This window comes from Hafnia sp. CBA7124 (assembly GCF_002355555.1).
Taxonomy (GTDB): Bacteria; Pseudomonadota; Gammaproteobacteria; order Enterobacterales; family Enterobacteriaceae; genus Hafnia; species Hafnia alvei.
Window position 1 is genome coordinate 2,063,801 of the sequence record NZ_AP017469.1, and the last position, 24,326, is coordinate 2,088,126.

The 24,326-nt window shown below is 50.7% G+C and carries 24 protein-coding genes; 8 read left to right on the plus strand and 16 right to left on the minus strand.

From position 1 onward, the window contains the following. Nucleotides 1-59: 59 nt before the first annotated feature. Genes potC through potA form a run of 3 tightly spaced genes read right to left on the minus strand, consistent with a single transcriptional unit; the run spans nucleotide 60 to nucleotide 2,819 of the window. Nucleotides 60-839, minus strand: coding sequence for a spermidine/putrescine ABC transporter permease PotC (gene potC, locus CPY98_RS09500; RefSeq protein ID WP_025801202.1), 780 nt, complete (start codon nucleotides 837-839; stop codon nucleotides 60-62). Beyond that, a complete protein-coding gene (gene potB / locus CPY98_RS09505; protein ID WP_043493075.1) occupies nucleotides 836-1,696 on the minus strand; it encodes a spermidine/putrescine ABC transporter permease PotB in 861 nt (286 codons plus the stop codon). The genes potC and potB overlap by 4 nt, the downstream gene beginning before the upstream one ends. Beyond that, nucleotides 1,680-2,819, minus strand: coding sequence for a spermidine/putrescine ABC transporter ATP-binding protein PotA (gene potA / locus CPY98_RS09510; RefSeq protein ID WP_043493077.1), 1,140 nt, complete (start codon nucleotides 2,817-2,819; stop codon nucleotides 1,680-1,682). Before potA ends, potB begins: the two co-directional genes overlap by 17 nt. Before the next feature lie 594 nt (nucleotides 2,820-3,413). Here potA and pepT point away from each other — a divergent pair. Next, the gene (pepT, locus tag CPY98_RS09515; protein ID WP_025801205.1) at nucleotides 3,414-4,646 is read left to right on the plus strand and encodes a peptidase T; all 1,233 of its coding nucleotides are present in this window, start codon (nucleotides 3,414-3,416) and stop codon (nucleotides 4,644-4,646) included. A gap of 72 nt (nucleotides 4,647-4,718) precedes the next feature. Here the strand turns inward: pepT and CPY98_RS09520 are convergent, their stop codons facing one another. Continuing rightward, complete coding sequence (locus tag CPY98_RS09520; protein ID WP_025801206.1) at nucleotides 4,719-5,033, minus strand: putative quinol monooxygenase; 315 nt, start codon at nucleotides 5,031-5,033, stop codon at nucleotides 4,719-4,721. Nucleotides 5,034-5,042: 9 nt separating this feature from the next. Then, entirely contained in the window at nucleotides 5,043-5,630 is a 588-nt protein-coding gene (locus tag CPY98_RS09525; protein ID WP_025801207.1) for an NAD(P)H-dependent oxidoreductase, read from the minus strand. A gap of 329 nt (nucleotides 5,631-5,959) precedes the next feature. On the opposite strand from CPY98_RS09525, the gene dkgB reads away from it, so the two are divergent. Continuing rightward, complete coding sequence (dkgB, locus tag CPY98_RS09530; protein ID WP_096388737.1) at nucleotides 5,960-6,760, plus strand: 2,5-didehydrogluconate reductase DkgB; 801 nt, start codon at nucleotides 5,960-5,962, stop codon at nucleotides 6,758-6,760. A gap of 87 nt (nucleotides 6,761-6,847) precedes the next feature. On the opposite strand, the gene CPY98_RS09535 is transcribed toward dkgB, so the two are convergent. From CPY98_RS09535 to pspF, 9 genes are all read right to left on the minus strand, one after another. Continuing rightward, on the minus strand, nucleotides 6,848-8,788 hold the full coding sequence (locus CPY98_RS09535) for an exoribonuclease II (protein ID WP_043493079.1): 1,941 nt from the start codon (nucleotides 8,786-8,788) through the stop codon (nucleotides 6,848-6,850). A 139-nt stretch (nucleotides 8,789-8,927) separates the two neighbouring features. Beyond that, entirely contained in the window at nucleotides 8,928-10,040 is a 1,113-nt protein-coding gene (locus CPY98_RS09540) for a peroxidase (RefSeq protein WP_096387477.1), read from the minus strand. Nucleotides 10,041-10,229: 189 nt separating this feature from the next. Further along, nucleotides 10,230-11,018, minus strand: a complete 789-nt coding sequence (gene fabI / locus CPY98_RS09545; protein WP_025801211.1) for an enoyl-ACP reductase FabI — start codon at nucleotides 11,016-11,018, stop codon at nucleotides 10,230-10,232. A gap of 260 nt (nucleotides 11,019-11,278) precedes the next feature. Next, nucleotides 11,279-12,091, minus strand: a complete 813-nt coding sequence (sapF, locus tag CPY98_RS09550) for a putrescine export ABC transporter ATP-binding protein SapF (protein ID WP_043493082.1) — start codon at nucleotides 12,089-12,091, stop codon at nucleotides 11,279-11,281. Further along, a complete protein-coding gene (sapD, locus tag CPY98_RS09555) occupies nucleotides 12,088-13,083 on the minus strand; it encodes a putrescine export ABC transporter ATP-binding protein SapD (protein ID WP_025801213.1) in 996 nt (331 codons plus the stop codon). The genes sapF and sapD overlap by 4 nt, the downstream gene beginning before the upstream one ends. An 8-nt stretch (nucleotides 13,084-13,091) precedes the next feature. Continuing rightward, the gene (gene sapC, locus CPY98_RS09560; RefSeq protein WP_025801214.1) at nucleotides 13,092-13,982 is read right to left on the minus strand and encodes a putrescine export ABC transporter permease SapC; all 891 of its coding nucleotides are present in this window, start codon (nucleotides 13,980-13,982) and stop codon (nucleotides 13,092-13,094) included. Next, nucleotides 13,969-14,934, minus strand: coding sequence for a putrescine export ABC transporter permease SapB (gene sapB, locus CPY98_RS09565; RefSeq protein ID WP_025801215.1), 966 nt, complete (start codon nucleotides 14,932-14,934; stop codon nucleotides 13,969-13,971). The genes sapC and sapB overlap by 14 nt, the downstream gene beginning before the upstream one ends. Next, entirely contained in the window at nucleotides 14,931-16,652 is a 1,722-nt protein-coding gene (gene sapA / locus CPY98_RS09570) for an ABC transporter substrate-binding protein SapA (protein WP_231899454.1), read from the minus strand. Before sapA ends, sapB begins: the two co-directional genes overlap by 4 nt. Before the next feature lie 417 nt (nucleotides 16,653-17,069). Beyond that, the gene (pspF, locus tag CPY98_RS09575; protein WP_096387481.1) at nucleotides 17,070-18,077 is read right to left on the minus strand and encodes a phage shock protein operon transcriptional activator; all 1,008 of its coding nucleotides are present in this window, start codon (nucleotides 18,075-18,077) and stop codon (nucleotides 17,070-17,072) included. Between the two features lie 228 nt (nucleotides 18,078-18,305). Between pspF and pspA the strand changes: the two genes are divergently transcribed. The 6 genes from pspA to CPY98_RS09605 all read left to right on the plus strand — a co-directional run bounded on the left by pspA (nucleotide 18,306) and on the right by CPY98_RS09605 (nucleotide 22,430). After that, complete coding sequence (pspA, locus tag CPY98_RS09580) at nucleotides 18,306-18,971, plus strand: phage shock protein PspA (RefSeq protein WP_025801218.1); 666 nt, start codon at nucleotides 18,306-18,308, stop codon at nucleotides 18,969-18,971. Between the two features lie 110 nt (nucleotides 18,972-19,081). Next, nucleotides 19,082-19,309 (plus strand): envelope stress response membrane protein PspB, encoded by a 228-nt coding sequence (pspB, locus tag CPY98_RS09585; protein ID WP_025801219.1) that lies wholly within the window; start codon nucleotides 19,082-19,084, stop codon nucleotides 19,307-19,309. Beyond that, a complete protein-coding gene (gene pspC, locus CPY98_RS09590; protein WP_096387483.1) occupies nucleotides 19,309-19,668 on the plus strand; it encodes an envelope stress response membrane protein PspC in 360 nt (119 codons plus the stop codon). Before pspB ends, pspC begins: the two co-directional genes overlap by 1 nt. Nucleotides 19,669-19,698: 30 nt before the next feature. Next, on the plus strand, nucleotides 19,699-19,950 hold the full coding sequence (locus tag CPY98_RS09595; RefSeq protein ID WP_040045045.1) for a phage shock protein PspD: 252 nt from the start codon (nucleotides 19,699-19,701) through the stop codon (nucleotides 19,948-19,950). A 21-nt stretch (nucleotides 19,951-19,971) separates the two neighbouring features. Further along, entirely contained in the window at nucleotides 19,972-21,369 is a 1,398-nt protein-coding gene (locus CPY98_RS09600) for a YcjX family protein (RefSeq protein WP_096387485.1), read from the plus strand. After that, nucleotides 21,366-22,430: a YcjF family protein gene (locus CPY98_RS09605; protein WP_043493090.1), complete on the plus strand. Its 1,065-nt coding sequence runs from the start codon at nucleotides 21,366-21,368 to the stop codon at nucleotides 22,428-22,430. The genes CPY98_RS09600 and CPY98_RS09605 overlap by 4 nt, the downstream gene beginning before the upstream one ends. Before the next feature lie 73 nt (nucleotides 22,431-22,503). Here CPY98_RS09605 and sseA read toward each other — a convergent pair whose 3' ends face one another. Further along, on the minus strand, nucleotides 22,504-23,346 hold the full coding sequence (gene sseA, locus CPY98_RS09610; protein WP_043493092.1) for a 3-mercaptopyruvate sulfurtransferase: 843 nt from the start codon (nucleotides 23,344-23,346) through the stop codon (nucleotides 22,504-22,506). A gap of 184 nt (nucleotides 23,347-23,530) precedes the next feature. Further along, nucleotides 23,531-24,073, minus strand: coding sequence for a GNAT family N-acetyltransferase (locus CPY98_RS09615; protein WP_025801225.1), 543 nt, complete (start codon nucleotides 24,071-24,073; stop codon nucleotides 23,531-23,533). Nucleotides 24,074-24,326 lie beyond the last annotated feature (253 nt).

The following is a 24,326-nucleotide window of genomic DNA, read 5'->3' on the forward strand; positions in this document are numbered from 1 at the left end:
TTGAACTAGCCGCCCATTTTCAGTGGATGCTTTTTCAATGAATCGTATATTTGCAAATGCTACTTACTGGCCGTTCTATCACGCAAAATAAGCTGGCTGCCGAGAACCAACACCAACGAAAGTACCAACAGTATGGTTGCCAAGGCGTTCACTTCCGGCGACACACCCACTTTCACCATCGAGTAGATTTTCAGCGGTAAAATTTCATAGCTTGGGCCAGTGACGAATGATGAAACCACCACGTCATCCATGGATAGGGTAAAGCTCAGCAGCCAACCCGCCGCCACTGCAGGCATCGCCAACGGCAGGAGGATTTTCCGCAGGATCGTCACTTCACCCGCGCCCAAATCTTTTGCCGCTTCAAGCATTCGCACGTCGAAACCTTTTAAACGCGAATACACGGTGACGACCACAAAGGGTAGGCAGAAGGTGATGTGTGAAAACAGCAACGACCAAAAACCCAATGAAACGCCCAGCAGCATAAACAGGACTAACAGTGAAATTGCCATCACGATATCGGGCGACATCATCACCACAAAAAGCATGCCGCTAACGAAAGGTTTGCCGCGGAATCGGTAACGGAAAAGCGCCACTGCCGTTAGCGAACCAATCAGCGTGGCAAAAGTGGCAGAAAGGACGGCCATGGTGATGGAATGCCCAGCCGCTTGCAGCAGGCTGTCATTGTTCATCAACGTGCTGTACCAATCAAAGGTGAAGCCTTTCCAATTGATACCAAAACGCGAACTATTAAACGAGTTAGCGATCAGAATAATAATAGGGATATATAAATAGGCGTAGACGATGGACATAAATCCACCGCGCAGCAGGCGTCCGATCATTCCAGTTCCACCTTTTTATTCATCAGTTTCCCAACGCGGTAATAGATATACAGCAAGATGCCCATGACCAGTGTCAAACAGATGCTAGTGGCCGCGCCGAATGGCCAGTCACGGATATTCAGGAACTGGCTTTTAATCACGTTGCCAATCAGCAGGTTCTTCGCGCCGCCCAGCAGGTCGGAAACGTAAAACAGCCCCAGAGACGGCAGCATGACCAGCAACGAGCCCGCCACAATACCGGGCATGGTGAGAGGAACAATAATCCGAATAAACGTTTGGAATTTATTTGCCCCTAAATCACGTGCGGCCTCTAATACCGACTTATCCAGCTTCTCGATGCTGGAATACAGCGGCATCACCATAAACGGCAGCAGAATATAGATAAGCCCAAGGATCACGGCTTCGGGCGTATACATGATGCGCAGCGGCTTATCGATAATCCCAATCCACAGCAGAACCTCGTTTAAATAACCTCGGGTACTGAGGAATAGTTTCAGGCCATAAATACGGATCAGTGAGTTGGTCCAGAAAGGCACAATCAGTAAAAACAGCAGAAGAGGGCGAACTTTTTCCGGTAGCCGCGCCAGAATAAAGGCAAAAGGATACCCGATCACCAAACAACATAGCGTGGCGATGATAGCCATATTCAGCGAGTGCAGAAGCACTTCGGCATACAATGGATCAAATAAGCGAGTGTAATTATCGAAGGAAAACACCATCTTTATCAGATGGGTGTCATCACGCGTCAGGAAGCTGGTGCCGATAATCATCAGATTCGGCATAAAGACAAACAGCACCAGCCAGGCGACCACGGTTGTGATCACCACGTTTTGAAAATACTTACGCGACTTCTTCATTAGCCAGCACCACCTCCCAGCTTTCGACCCAAGTCACGGCCATTTTCTGATCTAACGAATGATCGACGTCGGGATCGTCTTCGTTAAAGAATTCGCTCACCAGCACCATCTTACCGTTCTCTAATTCAACGGTAGATTCCAACGTCATGCCTTTATAGTTGCGCTCGCGCACGTATCCTATGATGCCATCAACCTGTCCGGCATCGTGGATCTCTTCGACTCGCACATCTTCGGGGCGCAGTAGCACATTCAGCTTATCGCCCGGCTGCACGTCCATTTCAGCATTGACGTAAATATTGCACTCGCGGCCTTCGACGTTGGCACGAACGCGATGTTCGTCCACGCGATACAGAACCTCGGCGTCAAAAATATTGATCTCGCCAATAAAGCTGGCAACAAACAGGTTCTTAGGTTCTTCGTAGATTTCGCGCGGTGTACCGTCTTGCTCAATCTTACCATCACGCATCACCACGATGCGGTCTGACATGGTCAGCGCTTCTTCTTGGTCGTGGGTGACGAAAATAAAGGTAATACCCAGCTTACGCTGCAAGGCCTTGAGCTCATTTTGCATCTGTTTGCGCAGCTTATAATCCAGCGCAGACAGCGATTCATCCAGCAAAAGCACCTTGGGTTTATTCACAACCGCACGCGCAATGGCCACGCGCTGCTGTTGTCCGCCAGACAGCTGATGCGGCCGACGTTGAGCAAACTCCTCTAACTGCACCATACGCAGCGCTTCATGGGCGCGAGGAATAATTTCGGCTTCTGGTCGTTTCTGCATGCGCAAGCCAAAGGCGACGTTGTCCAGCACGGTCATGTGCGGGAACAGCGCGTAGCTTTGGAACACGGTATTAACGCAGCGATTCTCGGCTGGGACGTGAGTGATATCATCGCCGTCCAAAATAACGCGGCCATCATCAACGTCTTCCAAACCGGCAATAAGACGCAAAACGGTGGTTTTCCCGCAGCCAGAGGGGCCGAGAATGGTTAAGAACTCGCCATGATTAATAGTAAGGTCAAGATCGGTGATGATGTCTTTATCATCAAAAGACTTACGGATACCTGTCAAACGAACAACAGGCTGTAATGCTGCGTTGGAACCCAGAGAAGATATCTCAGTCATTTATTTGCTACTCTATCCCGTTACGTGTTGCAGATAGAACCGCCGCTGAAAAAAAAGACTGTAGGAGCAGAAGACTCAAAGTAAATCAATGAGTCAGGTAGCTCAAAACCAGCGGCGCCACTCAAAAAATAAGGCGCGAATGATAGACTGAGTGAACCTTAATTAAAAGCCAGCCAGCCAAGAAAACCCGATTTTCTCGCCTTGGTTTAACTATGATGCACTAATTTACCCCAAATGGGGCAGAAATCCTGTGAAACGGCTATTTTTATCCGGTATTACTTTCCTTACTTTCTTTAACTTTAGCTAAAAATGACCTGACGCAATATTTCCGTTTTGAGCCCTACGCATAATGTAAAACCTATGGCGAGGGCATAGGGGATTTTTCATAATATGAGACAGATCACATGATTATGAAGAGATACCCTTGCAAAGCCCCCACTTGACGTTGTCAGGCTAGCCCATTAGTCGATTTTTTAAACCCGACATAAAATTTAGGGTTATTTATCTAATGCGGCACTTGTCCTTCATTCTTAACCATCGATTATGGGGATGATGTGGACTGCGACGAATAACGAATCATTGCGAGACACTTTTATGAATAACTTACTCGATCGCTTTTTTAATTATGTTTCTTTCGACACACAGTCCAAAGCAGGTGTACGTCAGGTTCCTAGCACAGATGGCCAGATGAAGTTGGCGCGGGCGCTACAGGCTGAATTAGTTGAGCTCGGCTTCGAGCAAGTCACGTTAAGCGATCATGGCTGTGTGATGGCAACGCTACCGTCTAATGTCAGTTGGAAAGCGCCGACAATCGGTTTTATCTCGCATTTGGATACCGCCCCCGACGCCAGCGGTAAAAATGTGAATCCGCAGATCGTGGAAAACTATCGCGGTGGTGATATTGCTTTAGGCATTGGTGATGAGGTTCTCTCGCCGGTGATGTTCCCCGTATTACACCAGCTGTTAGGCCAAACGCTGATTACTACCGATGGCAAAACGCTGCTCGGTGCCGACGATAAAGCCGGTATCGCCGAAATTGTGACCGCTATGCTGCGTCTCAAACACAACAACATTCCACACGGCGATATTCGCATTGCGTTTACACCGGATGAGGAAGTCGGCAAGGGGGCTCAATTCTTTGATGTTGAAGCCTTTGACGCGGAATGGGCCTATACCGTTGATGGTGGTGGCGTCGGCGAGTTGGAGTGTGAAAACTTCAACGCGGCATCGGTGACGATTAAGATCGTGGGTAACAACGTGCATCCGGGCACGGCGAAAGGCGTGATGGTTAACGCGCTGTCACTTGCTGCGCGTATTCACAATGAATTACCGCCAGAGCAAACGCCTGAACACACGGAAGGTTATGAAGGTTTCTATCATCTTGCCTCGATGAAAGGCACGGTTGAGAAAGCAGAAATGCATTATATCGTGCGTGATTTCAGCCGTGAGGGCTTTGAAGCTCGCAAGAAAAACATCATGGATATCGCAAAGAAAGTGGGCAAAGGTTTGCACCGTGACTGCTATATCGAAGTGACGTTAGATGACAGCTACTACAACATGCGTGATGAAGTGGCAAAACACCCACATATCATTGAATTGGCACAGCAGGCGATGCACGACGTCGGCATTGAGCCGATTATGTGCCCAATTCGCGGGGGGACAGACGGCGCGCAGCTTTCATTCCGCGGTCTGCCTTGCCCGAATCTGTTTACCGGAGGCTATAATTTCCACGGCAAACATGAATTCATTACCTTGGAAGGCATGGAAAAAGCGGTATCGGTGATTATGCGGATCGCCGAACTGACCGCGCTGAAAGCTAAAGGCTAAGCGATTAACGACATAAAAAAGCCGCTGAAATATCAGCGGCTAAAGCAATAGACACAGTGGCAATAAAAACGGTTAGCAAACAGAATGATCGGTCAAGATGCGCAGGGTAACGGATTCGACCTGATCCTGCGTTTCTTCATGGTGGCGAACCATGTGTACCGTTTTCAGATGGGCATCCAAATGCGCGTGAGATTCCCAACGTTCAACCATGAAAAGCGTGTCAGCGGCTAAACTCTGACGCTCAATAGCGGGCAAGGTATCCGTGAGCGGCGTGTACTGATAGCAACCTTCCTCCGCCAGCACTTCTGCTTGCAAAGCCTGAAAGCGCTTAACGATAGCGTCTAAATGCCCCGCACGAACTTTAATTTCGGCAATAACAGTAATCATCGCAATCTCTTATTTGTTAGCAAACACGGTCGCCAAATGGTCGCGGTAGCATGCAATGTTATGCTCCACATTTGGATTTTTGATCACGTCGGTGCACAGGAAAGTTGGCAGACGAGTCATACCCAAGAATTCGTTGGCTTTATGGAAATGCATGTACAGACCATCAACGCCCTGACCGTGGAAGAACTGTTCTGGATCGTCGAAAGCTTCCTGTGGCGCATTCCAAGTCAGAGACAACATGTGCTGTTTACCCTGAATCAAGCCGCCAGAACCGTATTTTTTGCTCGCGTCTGAACGGGTACGACCATCGCTCGCGTACAGACGGCCATGACCTTCGGTGAACACTTCGTCGATATATTTTTTAACGATCCACGGCTCACCCATCCACCAACCTGGCATCTGGTAAATAACCACGTCGGCCCACAGATAGTTTTGAATTTCTTGTTCGATTTCGTAACCGTGGTCAATCGTAGTTTCACGCAGTTCGTGGCCCATCGCAGCCAATGTTTCTTTAGCGACGTCATGCAGAGTGGTATTCAGCTGGCCCTTAGAGTGGCCAAACGCTTTCATACCGTTGATCAGGAAAATCTTACTCATAATGAAGCTCCTCATGCGGCGCAGAATAGGGCGTGGCGCCGTGTTGTGATTCGATAATGTAATTAGCGACTGATGCAATTATCACACTATTTATTTTCATAAAATAGGCGATCTGAATCACAACACCTTTGCGTTTGAGTCAATAATTGAAGGCGGAATAAGATTAGTCTGGGCATTTGTGATTCTTGAACACAATACATTTGCAATTAACGCTATTTTAAACAAAAAAACTTCCCCACATACTCACTCTCAGCAACAGGGCAACGCTTTGCCCAACATCACTCTGTTACCACACAAAATCAAAAGGATATAAAATGAGCAACACCAAAATGATGATGCCAAAACTGGGGCTAGGAACGTTTCGCCTGAAAGAGCAGGTCGTGATTGATTCTGTGCGCAATGGGTTGGCGCTGGGGTATCGTCATATCGATACCGCGCAGATCTATGGCAATGAAGCTGAGGTTGGACAAGCTATTGAAGAAAGCGGTGTACCGCGTGATGAACTGTTTGTTACCACGAAAATTTGGCTGGAAAATCTCGCGCCTGAAAAGCTGATTGAAAGCATGCAAGAAAGCCTGAAAAAACTGCGACTGGCGCAGGTCGATTTAACCCTGATCCACTGGCCAACGTGTGATGCATCGCCAACCATTGCTGAGAGCATGCAGGCCTTGTATCAGGCTCAGCAGATGGGTTTAACCAAAGCGATAGGGATCTCTAATTTTACTATCGAACAAATGAAGCAGGCCATCGACGCGGTGGGTGCGCAGAATATTGCTAGCCAGCAAATTGAGATCCATCCGTTCCTGCAAAATGAAAAAGTGGCTGAGTTTGCTGCCTCTCAGGGCATTCCGGTAACTGCCTATATGCCTCTAGCCTATGGCAAGGTGTTAACAGACGTCGTCATTACCCAAATTGCGCAGGCGCATGGTGTGAGCACCGCACAGGTGGCTTTGGCGTGGTCGTTACAAAAGGGTTACACGGTGATCCCTTCGTCCACCAAACGTGAGAATTTAGCCAGCAACTTAGACGCATTGAAGATTGTTTTAAGCGATGCGGAAATGAAGCAGATTGCAGAACTTGAACGCAACGAACGTTTAGTCAGCCCTGAGTTTGCGCCAGATTGGGATTGATTTGAAAAACGTCTGTTGATCTCACATTGCGCGCTTAAACGATTGAGGAGCACGGGGCGAGTACCCCATGCCCCTCAATATTTCAGATTAAGCAACTGGCTTGGCAATAATACTGCGTGTTTCTAAGCGCACTTCAACCAGATAAACCTGTAGGGCATCGCCCGTCTGATAAACGGTTTCGCCTTTGATCTGAATGGAGCCCGTCTCTTGGCTACATACCAGTTCATCACGCACGGCGTGAATAAACGAGGATGGAATAAACGCCATCGCACCGTTATCAACCAAACGCACGCGCATACCGCCACGCGAAATATCAACGATTTCAGCGTTAAAATGAACGGCTGGATCCGCTTTATCTTTCAGGAAGCGCGCATATAACCAATCACCAACATCACGCTCGGCCATACGATTCAGGCGGCGGCGATCTGCCATCTGAACGGTAATGGCTTCATCCGGGCGTTCGGCCGGTTTATTCGCAATTAGCGCTTTCAGCAGGCGATGATTCACCATGTCACCGTATTTACGGATCGGCGAAGTCCAGGTTGCGTAGGCCTCTAAGCCTAAACCGTAATGCGGGCCCGGTTCGGTGCTGATTTCAGCAAAGGTCTGGAAACGGCGCACGCGACTATCAAGGAACGTCGTTGGCAACGAATCTAAGTGACGACGCAGTTCGCAGAAGCCCTGCAAGGTTAATAATGCTTCTGCGTTGGCAGATACATCGTTGGCTTGCAGAATGCTCACGGCCTGTTCAACCAGCGCCGGATCGAAACCGGAGTGGATGTTATAAACACCGAAGCCTAAACGGTCACGCAGCACGATGGCAGCACAGACGTTAGCGGTGATCATACACTCTTCCACGATACGGTTTGCCACACGGCGATGCTCGGCAATGATATCAACCACGCTGCCTTTTTCGCCTAAAACAAAGCGATAATCTGGGCGATCTTTAAATACCAAGGCGTGGTGCTGACGCCAATCAGAGCGGGAATCGGCTAAGCGATGCAACAGGCGAACCTGCTGTTCGATTTGGGCATTTTCCGGTTTCCAACTGCCAACGCCTTCCAGATAGTCTGAAACTTCGTCGTAAACCAGCTTGGCTTTGGATTCAATCCAGCCAGCAAAGAAGCGAATATCGTCAGAAATAGCGCCGTCTTTCTGTATGGTGACGCGGCATAGCAACGCTGGACGGCGTTCATTAGGGCGCAGTGAGCACAGATCGTCAGACAAATCGCGCGGCAACATTGGAATGTTGAAACCAGGCAAATAAGTCGTGAAAGCACGCACCCGAGCAATTTTATCCAGCTCGGAGTCTGGCTCAACGTAGGCCGTTGGATCGGCAATGGCGATGGTTAATGCCAGAGAACCGTCTTCGTTCTCCTGCACATACAACGCATCATCCATATCTTCGGTGCTGGCGCTGTCAATGGTGACGAATGGCAGAGCGGTGAGGTCTTCACGCTCCAAGCCTTCTTCATGCATTTCGCTACCAGACCATTCTGGTGCCGTGCGATCCAGTCCGTGACGGGAAAGGGTGACCCACCATGGTGCAAAATCATCATCCGCGTCGGTAATAAACGTGGTGATATTGGCAAAGAAAGTGCGGTCGCCTTTCAGCGGGTGCCGATTCATTTCAGCAACGGCCCAGTCGCCTTGCTTAAACTCATGCGTGACGTTGTTGTCCGCTCTGCATGGGATGGCATCTTTCAGCAATGGATGGTCGGGGATGATGGAAAGGCGGTTATCACCGTCTTTTTTCTGTACCCGGCCAACGAATCTTGTTAGGAAAGGCTCAACCAGCTCTTCCGGCTCAACGACTTCACGATCTTTCTCAGTGTGAACAGCAGCCAGAACGCGGTCACCATGCATGACTTTTTTCATGTACGGTGGCGGGATGAAATAGCTTTTCTGGGCGTCAACTTCCAAGAAGCCAAAACCTTTGTCGGTCCCTTTAACCACGCCTTCAACGCGTGGAGTCTGGGAGTGCAGTTGCTGTTTTAGCTGCGCGAGCAGCGGGTTATCCTGAAACATAGTATTGAAACGTAGATTCCGGCAGGTGGATGAAGTGAATGACCTCAAGAGCGGTTCACATTTTTACGCGAATCAGTGCCTGTGAGCAAGCCCATGATGCGACTGGGGATGAAATGATCGGCAAATGGTGTAAATCTGTTCATTCCCCCAGCGAAACGAGTAGCCGCTGGCTCCACGCGCCGGTTGCTAGGGCAATGATAAGCTCAAGAATTTCTGCGGCTGACAGCCCCGACTGAGTTAAAGACGTGATGTGTGCGGGAGAAAATAAGCAGGGGGTTTGCGTGAGGGTCAGACTGGCTTGAATAATAGCCTGTTCACGGCGGCTGCATTGCGCAAGTGCGGTCACGGGATCGGCGAGTACTGCGTCGGCCTGCTGGCGATGTTTACTCAGCAGCAAAAAACGGCGTGCGTGATGTTGGCTACTGCGATGACAGCCGAGAAGCCTAGCGCTAACTAAAAAGGCCAGTTCACGCAGTGGTTGGCGCAGCAGATCGCTACAGTTGTAGCCGTCGCTAAAAATTTCACTGCTTGTATCAGCGCCTTCACCGTCATGCATGTTGATCAACATTAAGACGATGGCGAGCCCCGACGGTGCACCGCATATTGCCACCGGTGCCAGCGTGGCGTCGGCACCGAGCGGCAACCAAGGGCGCCATGCCGCCGATGACGCTTCTGTGAGCGGAGCCAATTCAAGGGTGGGAAATATTCTTGGCTCAGACGGCAACGAACAGCCAGAAAGGGCGGCAGTGCCCGCAATCAGGCGCGACTGTAGCACTACAAGGCCTATTATTTGTGACAGTGTCACTATGTCGGGGTATGACAGTTTTACCGCACGCAGCGCGCGTAAGGTTTGTTTTGTACTGCGTGTGGGGTCCCACGCCAGCAGCCGAGCATGCTCGGTAATTTGGGCTAAACGCTGATTACTTTCGCGGGTGTTGTGTGGGCAATGTAGCGGAGCCAACTGCTTGGCATAAAAGGCGCTAAGCGGTGTTACCTGCGAAACCTGCGCTACGGTAAGCGCAATGCTTAAGCGGTCGTAGCGTGAGAGAGAATGTTCGCGGGAAACTTCAGGCTCGGAGCCTAACAGTTGGGTATAAACATCGCCAACCCGCTGGAAATAGGCGTCACGCTCGGTACGCTCATTGAACAACGGAAAGCGGCCATGAGCCAGATGCTGGTGATTATCCGCATCAGAGGTTGGTGCGTTATGGCGTGAGCTAAAAACCGTCAGCGGCGAGTTTGGTCGCTCCATCGGATATCCTTCAGACGTCGGGCAAGAAAAGGGGGAACCCTTTATGAAACAGGGTACTATCCTTGCCGAATGCGGCCTAGAGATGAAATATTGTTAAGGAATAGCCTAGGCTGAAAAGGAATAACCGCGCTGAGATAAAAAAATCCCCAGCCGAAGCCAGGGATTTATAAGCGGAATAAACGACGGAAATTAATCCAGTTCCAGCTCGTTCATTGCTGCAATGTTGAAGCCGCCATCGACGTGCAGGATTTCACCCGAAATACCGCCTGCCAGTGGTGAGCATAGGAATGCGGCTGAGTTACCGACGTCTTCGATGGTCACGGTACGGCGAATTGGGGTAACCGCTTCGCAGTGTGCCAACATTTTACGGAAGTTTTTGATGCCAGACGCTGCCAGCGTACGGATTGGACCCGCAGAGATACCGTTAACACGGATACCTTCTGGGCCCATCGCGTTAGCCATGTAGCGAACGTTAGCTTCCAGAGACGCTTTTGCCAGACCCATCACGTTATAGTTAGGGATTGCACGTTCTGCGCCCAAGTAGGACAGAGTCAGCAGGCCTGAACCTGGGTTCAGCATGGTACGGCATGCTTTTGCCATCGCAACGAAGCTGTAAGAGCTGATGTCGTGTGCGATTTTGAAACCGTCACGGGTAACGGCATTCACGTAGTCGCCGTCCAACTGGTCGCCTGGAGCGAAGCCAATGGAGTGAACGAAACCGTCGAATTTCGGCCAAGATTTTGCCAGCTCGGTAAACATCGCATCGATGCTTTCGTCTTCTGCTACGTCACAAGCCAGAACCAGATTAGAACCCAACTGAGCGGCGAATTCTTCTACGCGAGATTTCAGTTTGTCGTTCTGGTAGGTGAAAGCCAGCTCGGCGCCCTCACGGTGCATAGCCTGTGCGATACCGTAGGCAATGGAGAGTTTGCTGGCTACGCCAGTGATCAGAATGCGCTTACCGGTTAGAAAACCCATACAAATAGTCCTTGTAGTCTTAGTTTATGCCGTACTGCGATGCCAATAATATTGGAGGAGCAGGGCATAAACTGATAGAGGCGGAGGAAAACCAATTCACATTTTTATACAGAAACAGGAATTGTTAATTCTTCCAGCACTTGTGTTAATAAAACAAAACCGAGCGATTCTATCACGCTTGATTCACTGTGGAATGCTTTTGATGCTCTGCTCGGATCAGTGATTGAATTTTAGTCCGTAATTGGCGATAAAATCGCTTTTCAGAAAACACCACCGTCACGACGCCATGCATCAGCCGTTAATGCTTCACCAAAATGACTATTGATGAGACGCTTGGTTTGCTCATGCAGTGGGGCTGCCAACACTTCCGAAGTGCTACCGCGCTCCACCACTTCGCCATGATGCATCACCATCACCTGATCGCTAATGTGCTTCATCATGCCCAAATGCTGGGTAACATAGATATAAGCGATACCGTGTTTTTGCTGCAGTTCCAACATCAAATTTATAATCTGTGAACGCATCGACATATCCAGCGACGCTAACGCTTCATCCGCTACGATCACCTGTGGCTGCAATATCAAGGCGCGCGCCAAGGCGATCCGTTGAATTTGTCCGGACGCTAACATATGCGGATAGTAGTAGGCGTGATCGGAACGCAAGCCGACTTGGCGCAGCGTTTCATTGATACGCTGTTCACGCTCGGGCGCATCCAGTTCGGTGTTTAGCCGTAGGGGAACGTCAAGGATCTGGCCGATACGCTGGCGCGGATTGAGTGACGTAGACGGATCTTGAAAAATCATGCGGATCCGCTGGCTGCGGTAGCGAAAATCGCCGTACTCTAGCTGCTTGTCATCAATCACGATGTCGCCCGCCGTGGGCTCAATCATGCCTGACAGCATTTTTGCCAGTGTGGATTTCCCTGAGCCGTTTTCACCAATAATCGCCAGTGTTTGTCCTTCGCGCAGGGTAAAACTAACGGGTTTAACCGCTTCAAGATTTTGGCGACGAAACAAGCCGGTGCGGTAGCGGAAGGTCTTTTGTAGATTGTGCACCTCCAACAGCGTACTCATTGCGTCTCCTCCATGTTAAGCGGGAAATGACAGGCAAACTTATGCGTTTTTACGCTGCGCAGCGGCGGTGTCTCAATGCATTTTTTTTGCGCATACGGACAACGTGGGCCTAAGCGGCAGCCGATAGGCAAATGCTCTAACGAAGGAATGGCGCCCGGTAGCGTGTTTAAGCGGCTTTTATGGGGCAGTGCGCGGCCAAAATCAGGCATCGCGCGGATCAGCGCCTGCGTGTAAGGATGATGTGGCGCAACTAAAATATCTTCACAGGTCGCGCTTTCAACCGTTTGGCCGCAGTACATCACGTTAATGCGGTCAGCCCATTTGCTCATCATTTGCAGGTCATGGCTGATCAATAAAATCGTCGTGTTGTTGTTTTGATTCATGCGCGACAGCAGACGGAAAATTTGCGCCTGCGTGGTGGGTTCCATGGCATTGGTCGGTTCATCGGCAATCAGCAGACGTGGCTGGTTAGCCAAGGCGATGGCAATCATCACCTTCTGGCATTCACCTTCCGTCAACTCATACGGGAAGCTACGCATGATATCTTTGTGGTCTTTAATCCCGACGCGATGCAGCAGTTCAATGGCGCGGCGTTTACGCCAGCGAAAACGCTGCCACCAGCGGCCTTTATAGGTCCAACCGGGGATCGCCTGAATCACCTGTTTGCCAATGCTTTCAGAAGGGTCCAGACAGGACTGTGGCTCCTGAAAAATCATCGACACATTATGGCCCACCAGCCGACGTCGTTGACGCGGCGTTAAGCGAAGCAGGTCAATGTCATCAAAGCGAAAACGGTCGGCGGTGACTTTCCAGTTATCTTTGGTTACGCCGCAGATCGCTTTGGCAATTAAACTTTTGCCTGAGCCAGATTCACCAACCAGTCCGCGCACTTCGCCTTCGGTGAGCGTAAGGCTGACCCGATCGACGGCTTTGACCGGCCCTTCGGCGGTCATGAATTCAATGGTGAGGTTACGAATATCAAGTAACGGCATTTTGTTTCCTATTCCACACCGGCATTAATCGCGCGGCGCATTCCGTCGCCCAACAAATTCACCAGCAGCACGCTGATCATAATGGCAGCGCCTGGCAACATCACCGTCCACGGCGCGACATAAACTAGCTCCAAGGAATCACCCAGCATGGCTCCCCATTCTGGCGACGGCAGTTGAGCCCCCAGATCGAGAAAGCCCAATGCAGCGATATCTAATATCGCCATGGAGAGGGCACGGGTGAATTCACCCACCAGCACACCAGCGATATTGGGCAGCACGGAATCCCACAGGATAAACCACGTTGATGCGCCGTCTAAACGGGCGGCAACCACATATTCTTTCTCAAGTTCTTCGTGAACCGAGGTATAAACTTCTCGCACCATATGTGGCAAAAGGGCTAACCATACGGCCAGCATGGCGTGCTCAAGGCGTGGCCCTAAAAAGGCGACAACGACAATGGCTAACAGCAGAGAAGGAATCGACAGCAGCGTATCCAGAATGTGGTTCAAAATCGCGGAACGCAGACCGTGGGTGACGCCCGCTAGAATGCCGATAATGACGCCAAAAACGCTGGCAGCGATGGTGACGACCAGCGCAGAACCAAACGTTGGTGCGACGCCGCTTAATAAACGGCTGAGAATATCGCGGCCCAGATCGTCGGTGCCAAGGAAGAATGACACGTTACCGTAACGTGACCACGACGGCGGCAGTAATTGATAGCCAAGGAATTGCTGATCCAGCGCATAAGGTGCCAGCATGGTGCCGAAAAAGCACAGGGCGATCAGCAGCAGCACGCCATACAAACCAATCATGGCGAGGGTATCGGCATGGAAATGCAGCCACGTCTGACGCAGCGGGCTCGGTACGCGTTTTTCGCGGTATACGTTATCGAAGTGCATACCATTCCTTATGTTTCAGCGGATTAGTCAGCGCACCGACAATATCAGACAGCACGTTGACGACTAAAACCAACGTCCCTACCAGCATGACACCGGCAGAGATAGCGGCAAAGTCCTGTTGGCGGATGGCGTTAATCAACCAACGCCCGAGCCCCGGCCAACTGAACACCACTTCGGTAATCATCGCCAGCGTTAGCATGGTCGAAAATTGCAGCCCCAGCCTTGGGATAATCGGCGGCAGCGCATTGTGTAACACATGACGGCGAATAATAGTGAAACGCGATAAGCCACGCGTGGCGGCGGCTTTAATGTAATTCTGGCTGACGACGTTATCGGTGCTGATACGCATCAGGCGGATCACTTCGGTCATCGGCACCAGCGCCAGCGCCGTCACCGGTAGGATCATATGACGGGCAACGCTCATCAGCATGTCATCGCGATAAGGAGAATCTGACAGCCAAGCGTCAATCAGCGCAAAACCGGTCACGTTTTTCATCGGGTAGAGCAGATCGTAGCGGCCTGAAACCGGCAGCCAGCCGAGATGCAGCGAGAAGAACAGCATCAGTAGGATCGCCAGCCAAAATACCGGCATTGAATAGCCAAACAGCGCCAGCGCGCTAATCGCGCCATCCTGCCATTTGCCGCGAAGTAAACCGGCAATAATACCCAGCGGAATACCTACCACCAGCGCAAACACGAAGGCCAGAATACACAGCTCCATGGTGGCGGGGAAAACTTCCTTCAGCTGTTCGATAATCAACTGCCCGTTAATACTGGAAACGCCGAAGTCGCCTTGCAGCAGACTATGCACATAGAAACGGTAGGCGTCGAACAGCGAAGCGCCACCTAACGGCGCATGTGGCGTGAAATAGAGCAGGCTAAACCCCACCAGCGACAGGAAAAACAGCGTCACCAATAGCAGTAAAAGGCGGCGCAATGTGAAGATAATCATGGTTTATCCTCCACGACGGCAGGGGATTCTGAGGTTGGCGTTGGTGGCCCCGCATCAGGATCGTTGGTAGCCGCCGGTTCTGGCTGTTTTTCACGATAAACACCGGCAAATGAGGCGTTACCAAACGGGCTCAATACCAATCCTTTTATGTCATAACGATATGCCTGTAGGCGCAACGAGGACGCCAGAGGCAAGATAGGCAGCTGTTCTTCTAAGATCTTTTGTGCATCTTGATAATCGTCAATACGCTGCGACAGTTGCTGAGACAGCAGGGCTTTATGCAGCAGCGAGTCAAAAGAGGGATCGCACCAGTGCGCCAAGTTAGTCTGCGACTGAATTGCCGCGCAGCTCAACAACGGACGGAAGAAACTGTCTGGGTCATTACTGTCGGTTGCCCAGCCGGAGAGCGTCATATCGTGGCTCATGTCGCTCAGGCGCGCTTCTTGGAATCGACCTTCCACCGGAATAATGCTGACTTTAATTCCCACCTGCGCCATATCAGCCTGAATCAGCTCGGCGGTTTTTAGCGGGCTCGGGTTATAAGCTTGAGACGCCGTTGGCACCCATAGCTGTAAGTGCAGATTGGTCACGCCTGCCTGTTTCAGCAGTTCACGCGATTTTTCTGGATTGTATTCGGTAATCTTTGCTTCGCTGTCATACGCCCAAGACGCACGAGGCAGCAGAGAAGCCGCGGTTTCCGCCGTGCCGTAGTAGATAGACTGCATCAGGCGCTGGTTATTGATGGAATAGGCAATGGCGCGGCGAACGTCCAAATTATCCAACGGCGGCTTGCGGGTGTTGAACGCCAAGTAGGCAACGTTCATTCCAGGGCGCAGCGTTAAACGCAGACGCGGATCGTCGCGCAGAATGCTCAACTGGCTGGCCGCAGGGTAGGCCAGCACGTCGCATTCGCCGGTCAGCAGTTTGGACAACCGCCCGGTGCCGCCTGCGCCGAGATCAATAATGACCTGTGGCATCCGCGGTTTGCCTTTCCAAAACGCATTGTTGCGATCCAAGCGAATATATTGTCCCGCGTGATATTCATTAAGCATAAACGGGCCAGTACCCACCGGCAGACGGTCGATATCTTCTTCTTTGCCTTTCTTCGCTAAGTTATCTGCGTATTCAGACGAGAGTATTGGCGCGTAATGCGTGGCGAGGTGCCATAAGAAAGAGGCATCCGGTTGCTTAAGCCGAATTTCAACCGTTGAGTTATCCAGTTTACGTACGCTTTGCACCGCGTCGCTAAACTGCAAACTCTCGAAATAGGGATAATGACCGCCGTTCACTTCATGATACGGATGGTTAGGATCGAACATGCGGTTGAAGCTAAACACCACATCATCGGCGTTCATCTTGCGCGTCGGTTTAAACCAGCCAGTGGTTTGGAACGGCACATCTTTACGCAGATGCAGCACATAGGTTGCGCCACCGTCTAACACTTCCCAGCTCTGGGCTAATTCAGGAATGAGGCGGTAGGTATAGGGGTCAACATCTAACAGACGATCGTAAAGCTGCGCGGCGAGGGTATCGACCGTAAGACCGCTGCTGGCCATCTGTGGATTGAAGGTATTCAGGATCCCGCTGACGCAATAAATGAAGCCGCTCTGGCGGATATCCGGCAGCGGTTTGGTTTTGGTCACAGGGGCAATTTCGGCTGCTGTCGCAACGGCAGACAGGCAACTTAATGCCAGCATCAGGGTTTTTAGACCACGCATAAACGCTTCAAGAGGTTGTTGAGCAAAGTGTTTAGTGTAACGTACATTGGCTGGCAGCCCAATCATTCCAGTGAGATGAAGGGGTTATTTGCCTTTTGCTTAACCAATCTACTGGTAAGCATAAGTCAGAAATCACGCAGCAGTGGGGTTTTGCGCTAAATATTGCGTAATAAAGCGGCGAAGAAGATGTGAGCTGGCGCACGCTGCAAATACAAATAAGAAAAATTCGCAACAAACCACTTTACACATGGTAGTGATAACCATTATCATCCATCTCGTTCTTTAGAGAATGCCTCCTCAGGGCAATTAATTCTCTTAAGAACACGACATTGCTCACATTGCTTCCAGATCTACTTTATAGCCAGCCGGGTGCTGGCTTTTTTTTATCTGTAATTTACCGAAACCTCGTTGCTAACCTTATCCCTGAATCCCCAACTTCTTCATGATCCCACGCAGTTGGTGATAGGTCAGATTCAGCAACTCCGCGGCCTGACGTTGATTATGCCGACTCTCTTGCAGCGCCTGAATAATGATCTGTTTTTCGCGCTCTGCCAGCCAATCTTTAAGATCGATGGGTAAAGACGGCTGCGCTGTTTGTGCATCTATTTGTGACGCCGTAGGAGTGCTGGCAGAAGAGGGCAAGTCGGTTGTGCGATGTTTAAACGGATTAATCACGATCGCGTCTAACTGTTCGGGTGAATCACCATGACGATAGACCGATCGCTCCACCACGTTTTTCAATTCACGGATATTGCCGGGCCAGCCGTAATCCAGTAGCGTTTGCCGCGCGCCATCGCTGAAGCCGGGAAAGAATGCGAGCCCCAGTTCACCGCACATCTGCATGGCAAAATGCTCAGCCAACAGCATGATATCGCTGCGACGCTCTCTTAACGGCGGAAGTTGGATAACGTCAAAAGCTAAGCGATCCAGCAAATCAGCGCGGAAGGTACCCGCTTCAGCCATCGCCGGTAAATCAGCATTGGTCGCGCATACTAAGCGCACATCGACCTGCAAAGGCTGGCTGCCGCCTACGCGCTCTAAATGACCATATTCAATCACGCGCAACAGCTTTTCCTGAATTAACATTGGCGCGGTAGCCAGCTCATCAAGAAAGAGCGTACCGCCGTCGGCACGCTCGAAGCGGCCTAAATGGCGCTTCTGCGCACCGGTAAACGCACCGGCCTCATGACCAAAAAGCTCGGAATCCAGCAAGTTGTCATTGAGCGCGGCACAGTTCAGCGACACGAACGGCCCCTGCCAACGATTAGACAGATAGTGCAGACGATGAGCTATCAGCTCTTTACCTGTTCCACGTTCGCCAATAATTAATACCGGTTTATTCAACTTCGCCAGCTGCGAAGTCTGCTCCAGCACCTCAAGGAAGCTGTTGGCTTGGCCGAGCATATTTTCAATATTATCTGACATCGCAGGATTCCATTTAGTGAATTTCGCTATCTGTTGGCTAAATTCATCACATCATGTTTTGCCTGTTGGTGGCAACAATTTTTATTTTTTCTTTATAAATCAATTTATTATTTTTAATTTAAAAGTTGGCACGATAGTTGATTATGTATTTGCGAGACAGTAAACCATTTTAACAACGGATGTGCCGAACCAAACGCACGCCGCAACGCAAGAGTGAGGGTATTAACAATGGGTATTTTTTCTCGTTTCGCCGACATCGTAAACGCCAACATCAATACGCTGCTGGATAAAGCAGAAGATCCACAGAAGCTGGTTCGCCTGATGATTCAGGAAATGGAAGATACTTTGGTCGAAGTGCGTTCCACTTCCGCCCGCGCTTTAGCCGAGAAAAAACAGCTGATGCGCCGTATTGAACAGGGTGAAACTCAGCTCAATGAGTGGCAGGACAAAGCCGAGCTGGCGCTGCGTAAAGATAAAGAAGATCTGGCACGTGCGGCGTTAATTGAAAAACAGCGAGTGAGTGATTTGCTGACCACGCTGCGCCATGAAGTGAGCAACGTAGAAGAAACGTTGGATCGCATGAAGCGCGAAATCACCGAACTAGAAAGCAAACTGACGGAAACGCGTGCTCGCCAACAGGCACTGGCGCTGCGTCAGCAGGCCGCTGCATCATCGCGTGAAGTTCGTCGTCAGCTCGACAGCGGTAAATTAGATGAAGCGATGGCGCGTTTTGAGCAGTTTGAACGCCGTATCGACCACATGGAAGCCGAAGCTGAAACGATGGGCTTAGGCAAAAAGAAATCGCTGGATCAAGAGTTTGCCGATCTGAAAGCCGATGATGAAATTGGCCAGCAGTTGGCGGCGCTAAAAGCCAAAATGAATCGTCCTGAATAAGCGCGATGTAGAATCAAATGACCGGCGTTATGGTATGGAATACATCCATAACGCCGGAGAAGGGAATAGACTGTTGCTAATGGCTGTAAACCAATAATAAGGAATTCACGATGGGCTACCTTTTTCTTGCCATCCCTCTGACTATTTTTGTGCTGTTTGTATTACCTGTTTGGCTATGGCTGCATTACAGCAATCGTCAGCAAAACGACAGCGTCTTGCAAACGCAGGAAGTGCAGCGCTTAGCGCAGTTAAATGAAGAAGCACAGCGCATGCGTCAACGCATTAGCGCGCTGGAATCCATTCTGGATGCGGAGCATCCAAACTGGAGGGACGCTTAATGACAACGCCGATGAGCGGTAAAAAACTGTATCGCATTCCTGAGCGAGGCGTGGTGAAAGGCGTTTGCGCAGGGCTGGCCGAATATATGGGCGTTCCTGTTGCCTTGGTGCGCGTGATGGCAGTGCTGTCGATTTTCTGCGGCCTGTTTATCATCACCGCGATATTGTACGTGGTGTTATCCATGACGCTGCCAACCGCCCAAGTGGCGGAGCTGAGCGGCGATCATCAACCGTCACCGCGTCAGCAAATGCTGGTGGTTACCACCGAACTTAACGAATGCGAGCAGCGCCTGCGTCGTTTGGAACGTTATGTGACTTCGGAAACGTTTGGCGTCAATAAGCGTTTCCAGAATTTATAGTTTTATTAATGACACGCTGGGGAGAAAACGATGAGTCAATTTAAACCTGCTGATATGCTGCGTGCAGGTGGCCGTAAGGCTCGGCGTCATCTGCCTGGCCTGATTAAGAACGGTTTGCTTTTGGGGCTGACCTTTGCCCCAGCCGGTATTGCCGCCGGTGTATTACGTTATGTAACGTGGCGACCTTTGCGCTGGCTGTTAATATGGGGGCTAGAACCCTTATTACAGCGCGCAGTTCGTCAGGCAACGTCTCGATATCGTCACGGAGCTGAAAAGCCATAACGGCTTCGTGTAAGGAGAGGAATGAAAAGGCTACAAAATGAATTAGCGTCTCTGGTTAACCGCGGTGTCGATCGCCATTTACGTTTGGCGGTGACAGGGTTAAGTCGGAGCGGAAAAACCGCATTTATCACTTCTCTGGTTAATCAACTTTTACATATTCACAGCGGTGCTCGTTTGCCGCTGTTTTCTGCCGTGCGTGAAGAGCGGTTGCTCGGCGCCAAGCGCGTTCCGCAGCGCGATCTTGGCGTGGCACGCTTTACCTATGATGAAGGACTGTCACAGCTCTACGGCATGCCGCCGACGTGGCCAACGCCGACGCGCGGCGTGAGTGAGATCCGTTTGGCGCTGAAATTTCGCAGTAATGATTCGCTGCTGCGCCATTTTAAAGATACCTCGACGCTGTATCTGGAAATTGTCGATTACCCCGGCGAATGGCTTCTCGACTTGCCGATGATAGAGCAAGACTATCTGAGCTGGTCACGCCAGATGAATGGTTTGCTGCAGGGGCAGCGTAAAGAGTGGGCCGCAGAATGGTTAGCGCTGTGTGAACAATGCGATCCGCTAGCACCGGCAGATGAAAAACAGTTAGCGGCAATTTCACAGGCCTATACCGACTATCTGCTGCGTTGCAAAGAAGAAGGGCAACACTTTATTCAGCCGGGACGTTTTGTGTTACCTGGCGACTTGGCCGGTGCGCCGGCGTTGCAGTTTTTCCCTTGGCCACAGGTTGAAAGCATTGGGGAATCTAAACTGGCTCAGGCCGATAAGCATTCCAACATCGGCATGCTGCGTTCGCGCTACAACTATTATTGCAATGAAGTGGTGAAGGGCTTCTACAAAGAGCACTTTGTTCGTTTCGATCGTCAAATTGTGCTGGTGGATTGTCTACAACCGCTGAATAGCGGGCCGCAGGCGTTTAATGAAATGCGTCTGGCGCTAACTCAGCTGATGCAGAGTTTCCACTATGGCAAACGCACGCTGTATCGCCGGCTCTTTTCGCCGTGCATCGATCGCCTAATGTTTGCGGCCACTAAAGCTGACCACGTCACCGCCGATCAGCATGCCAATCTGGTCTCTTTGCTTCAACAGCTGGTGCAGGATGCATGGCAAAATGCGGCGTTTGAAGGGATTAGCATGGACTGCGCCGGTATCGCTTCGGTACAGGCTACACAGAGCGGTTTGGTCGAGCATAACGGACAGAAAATCCCTGCGTTGAAGGGATATCGTCTTGCCGATGAGAAGCCACTGACCGTATTTCCCGGTGAAGTGCCCGCGCGTTTGCCCAGCAACGAATTCTGGCAGAAGCAGGGTTTCCATTTTGAAGATTTCCGCCCACAGAGTATGAACGTGGACAGCCCATTACCGCATATCCGCATGGACAGCGTGATGGAGTTTTTATTGGGAGATAAGCTGCGATGAGCGAACCGATAAAACCAAGAATTGATTTTGACCAACCGCTGGCGACCGAGCCGGAAATGGTGCTGAAAGCCAGCCAACAGTTTGCGCCACAGGACGCTGAAAATTTCCTCCCAGCCGAGCCAGAAGTCCTGACGGAAGAGCAGGACGAAGGGCGTGCAGAAGGCATTATCAATGCGGCGCTTAAACCAAAGCGCAGCCTATGGCGGCGCATGGTCGGTGCTGGTTTAGCGTTGTTTGGTGTGAGCGTGATTGCCCAAGGTGTGCAGTGGTTTCATCAGGCGTGGGTTCAGCAGGACTGGATTGCGCTGGGCGGCACCGTTGCCGGTGGTCTGATCGTATTGGCGGGCGTTGGCTCGCTCATCACGGAATGGCGACGTCTTTATCGTTTACGTGAGCGGGCGCAAGAGCGCGATGTTGCGCGCGACTTGTTGCATAGCCACGGTATCGGGCAGGGTAAAGCGTTTTGTGAAAAGCTGATGCAGCAGGCAAATCTAGATCAGAGCCATCCAGCGGTACAGCGCTGGCAGGCGTCGCTGCATGAAACACATAACGATCGAGAAGTGGTCGAGCTGTATTGCAAACTGGTACAACCGGTGCTGGACGTTCAGGCTCGGCGTGAAATCAGCCGCTACGCCGCGGAATCGACCCTTATGATCGCCGTCAGTCCGTTGGCGCTGGTGGATATGGCGTTTATCGCGTGGCGAAATATCCGTCTGATTAATCGAATTGCGGCACTGTACGGCATTGAATTAGGTTATTTCAGCCGTATTCGTTTATTCCGCTTGGTGCTGCTCAATATTGCCTTTGCCGGTGCTTCCGAGCTAGTGCGCGAAGTGGGTATGGATTGGATCTCGCAAGATCTAGCCGCTCGTCTTTCAGCGCGTGCCGCGCAGGGCATCGGTGCTGGTTTACTGACTGCGCGCTTGGGGATTAAAGCGATGGAGCTATGTCGCCCGCTGCCGTGGCTGGAAAATGATAAACCGCGTTTGGGGGATTTCCGTAAGGAGCTGATTACTCAGTTGAAGCGCGTTGCGCCGAAGAAAAATACTGATAAACAGTGATATGTTGCGTTAATTCTTAAGCGTTCATAGGCAGAATACAACGGCGGGTCATGTTGCATTCTGCCCAAGTTGACTAGCACTCAATGGGTAATTCGGGATTGGCTCCCCATTCGCTCCATGAACCATCATAAAGCGCCACGCCGTTAACCTGTAACGTGGTCAGCGCCAGAACCACCACCGCCGCGGTGACGCCTGAGCCACAGCTAACGATAATCGGTTGTTCAAAGCTCACGCCCGCAGCGGTAAAGATCGCTTTCAATTCTTGGTTTGATTTCAATTCCCCGTCTTTAACTAAGTCTCCCCACGGCACGTTGTGGCTGCCGGGAATATGACCTTGGCGTAGTCCCGCACGCGGCTCGGGGACTTCACCTTTAAACCGTGCAGCCGCGCGAGCATCAACGATTTGAGCGCTGTGAGTTTGTGTTGCTAGCAAAACATCGTTGGCGTTTTTAACCACGGTCGGGTCGAATTGAGCGCTAAAGGAGGCCGGTTTAGGCGTTGGCATCCCGCTTTCAAGCTCGTACCCCTGTGCTTTCCATTGATGAAAACCACCGGCTAAAATGGAAACCTTGTTTGCGCCAAAGGTGCGCAGCATCCACCACGCACGCGGGGCTGAGAACAGGTTTCCTTCGTCGTATACCACCAGATGTTTTTCCTGATTGACTCCCAACGCTTGCATATCAGCAGAGAATTTTTCAGCTGATGGCATCATGTGAGGGAGTGGGCTCGAGTGATCGGAGAGGGCATCAATATCAAAAAACAGCGCACCGGGGAGATGTGAAGCGATAAATTCGGCATGGATATCGCGCAGATTTTCTTGTCCAGCCGGAGGCATACGTGCGTCGATGAGCTGAATATCATCGTCGCTCAAATGAGCTGATAGCCAGTCGGCCGTAACGAAAAAGGTGTTTGTCATGGGGGATAACCATCCTTTTATAACCTTCATACTTGAAGCTGCTTTGGCATGGGCTACGCTGGTGCATCCAAATTACTTACGAGGGTAAGCTCATCGGATTTACTCACTTGCCGCCATAAATCAGCGCAAATTATTTGGGGTATAGTTAAATAAAATCTCATTGAAACAATATCTAAGCTGTTATTTATACCTCAAAAGCCACAAGGTGGTAATCTTTTCCATCGAAGCGAAAGCGTGTGACATCGCTCATGCCAAGTCCTTGAATGTGGGCAACGAGCGAGTGCGGATTATCGTCAGCGATAAAGGCCAAACCCGCGTCGTATTTTCCATGCATATGTGCTTTTACCGCAGTGAAAAGCTGGGAAAGCACGCCAGCGCCGCGAAAACGGCGCGAGATGCATACTGGCCCGTACAGAAAAGGGTTGAGTTCAGTCATCGGACGCTGATTAAGCGAATGGGTTTCGGTCTGTTCGAGCAGCGCATCAATCACCGGAGGATGTGGTTTGGCGCAGGTTGCAGTCATACAGACGAATCCGGCGACGGTTTTGCCTTCAACGGCAACTAAAATGCCCAGTTTGCTGTTGATGGCTTCAAGCTGGGCTCGGCTCATTTGTGAAACGATGTATCCCTGTTGGAGGTTTTCAGCATCCAGATTTTCAGGCGTGTTCAGTCGCTGAATTTCCAAAATGCTATCATAGTCTGCAGGGACGGCCTGACGGATGATCATATGCTGCACTTCCCCTATTTATATCTAAAATGTGTGATGAATAGGTGATAAGATTCTGCTGTCTAGATATGATGTTATTTGCATGATGCCTACTTTGGAGACAATTATATAGTCTGTTGTAACAATTGTTGAGGCGTCATTGCTCAAGTTTATAGTTAGCTAAGTTGTAAATCAGATATGACTGGCTGGATAACAATAGAAAGATCTGTCAACTTATACTGACAGTTACTGTTTCAGTTGTCGTACAATCACA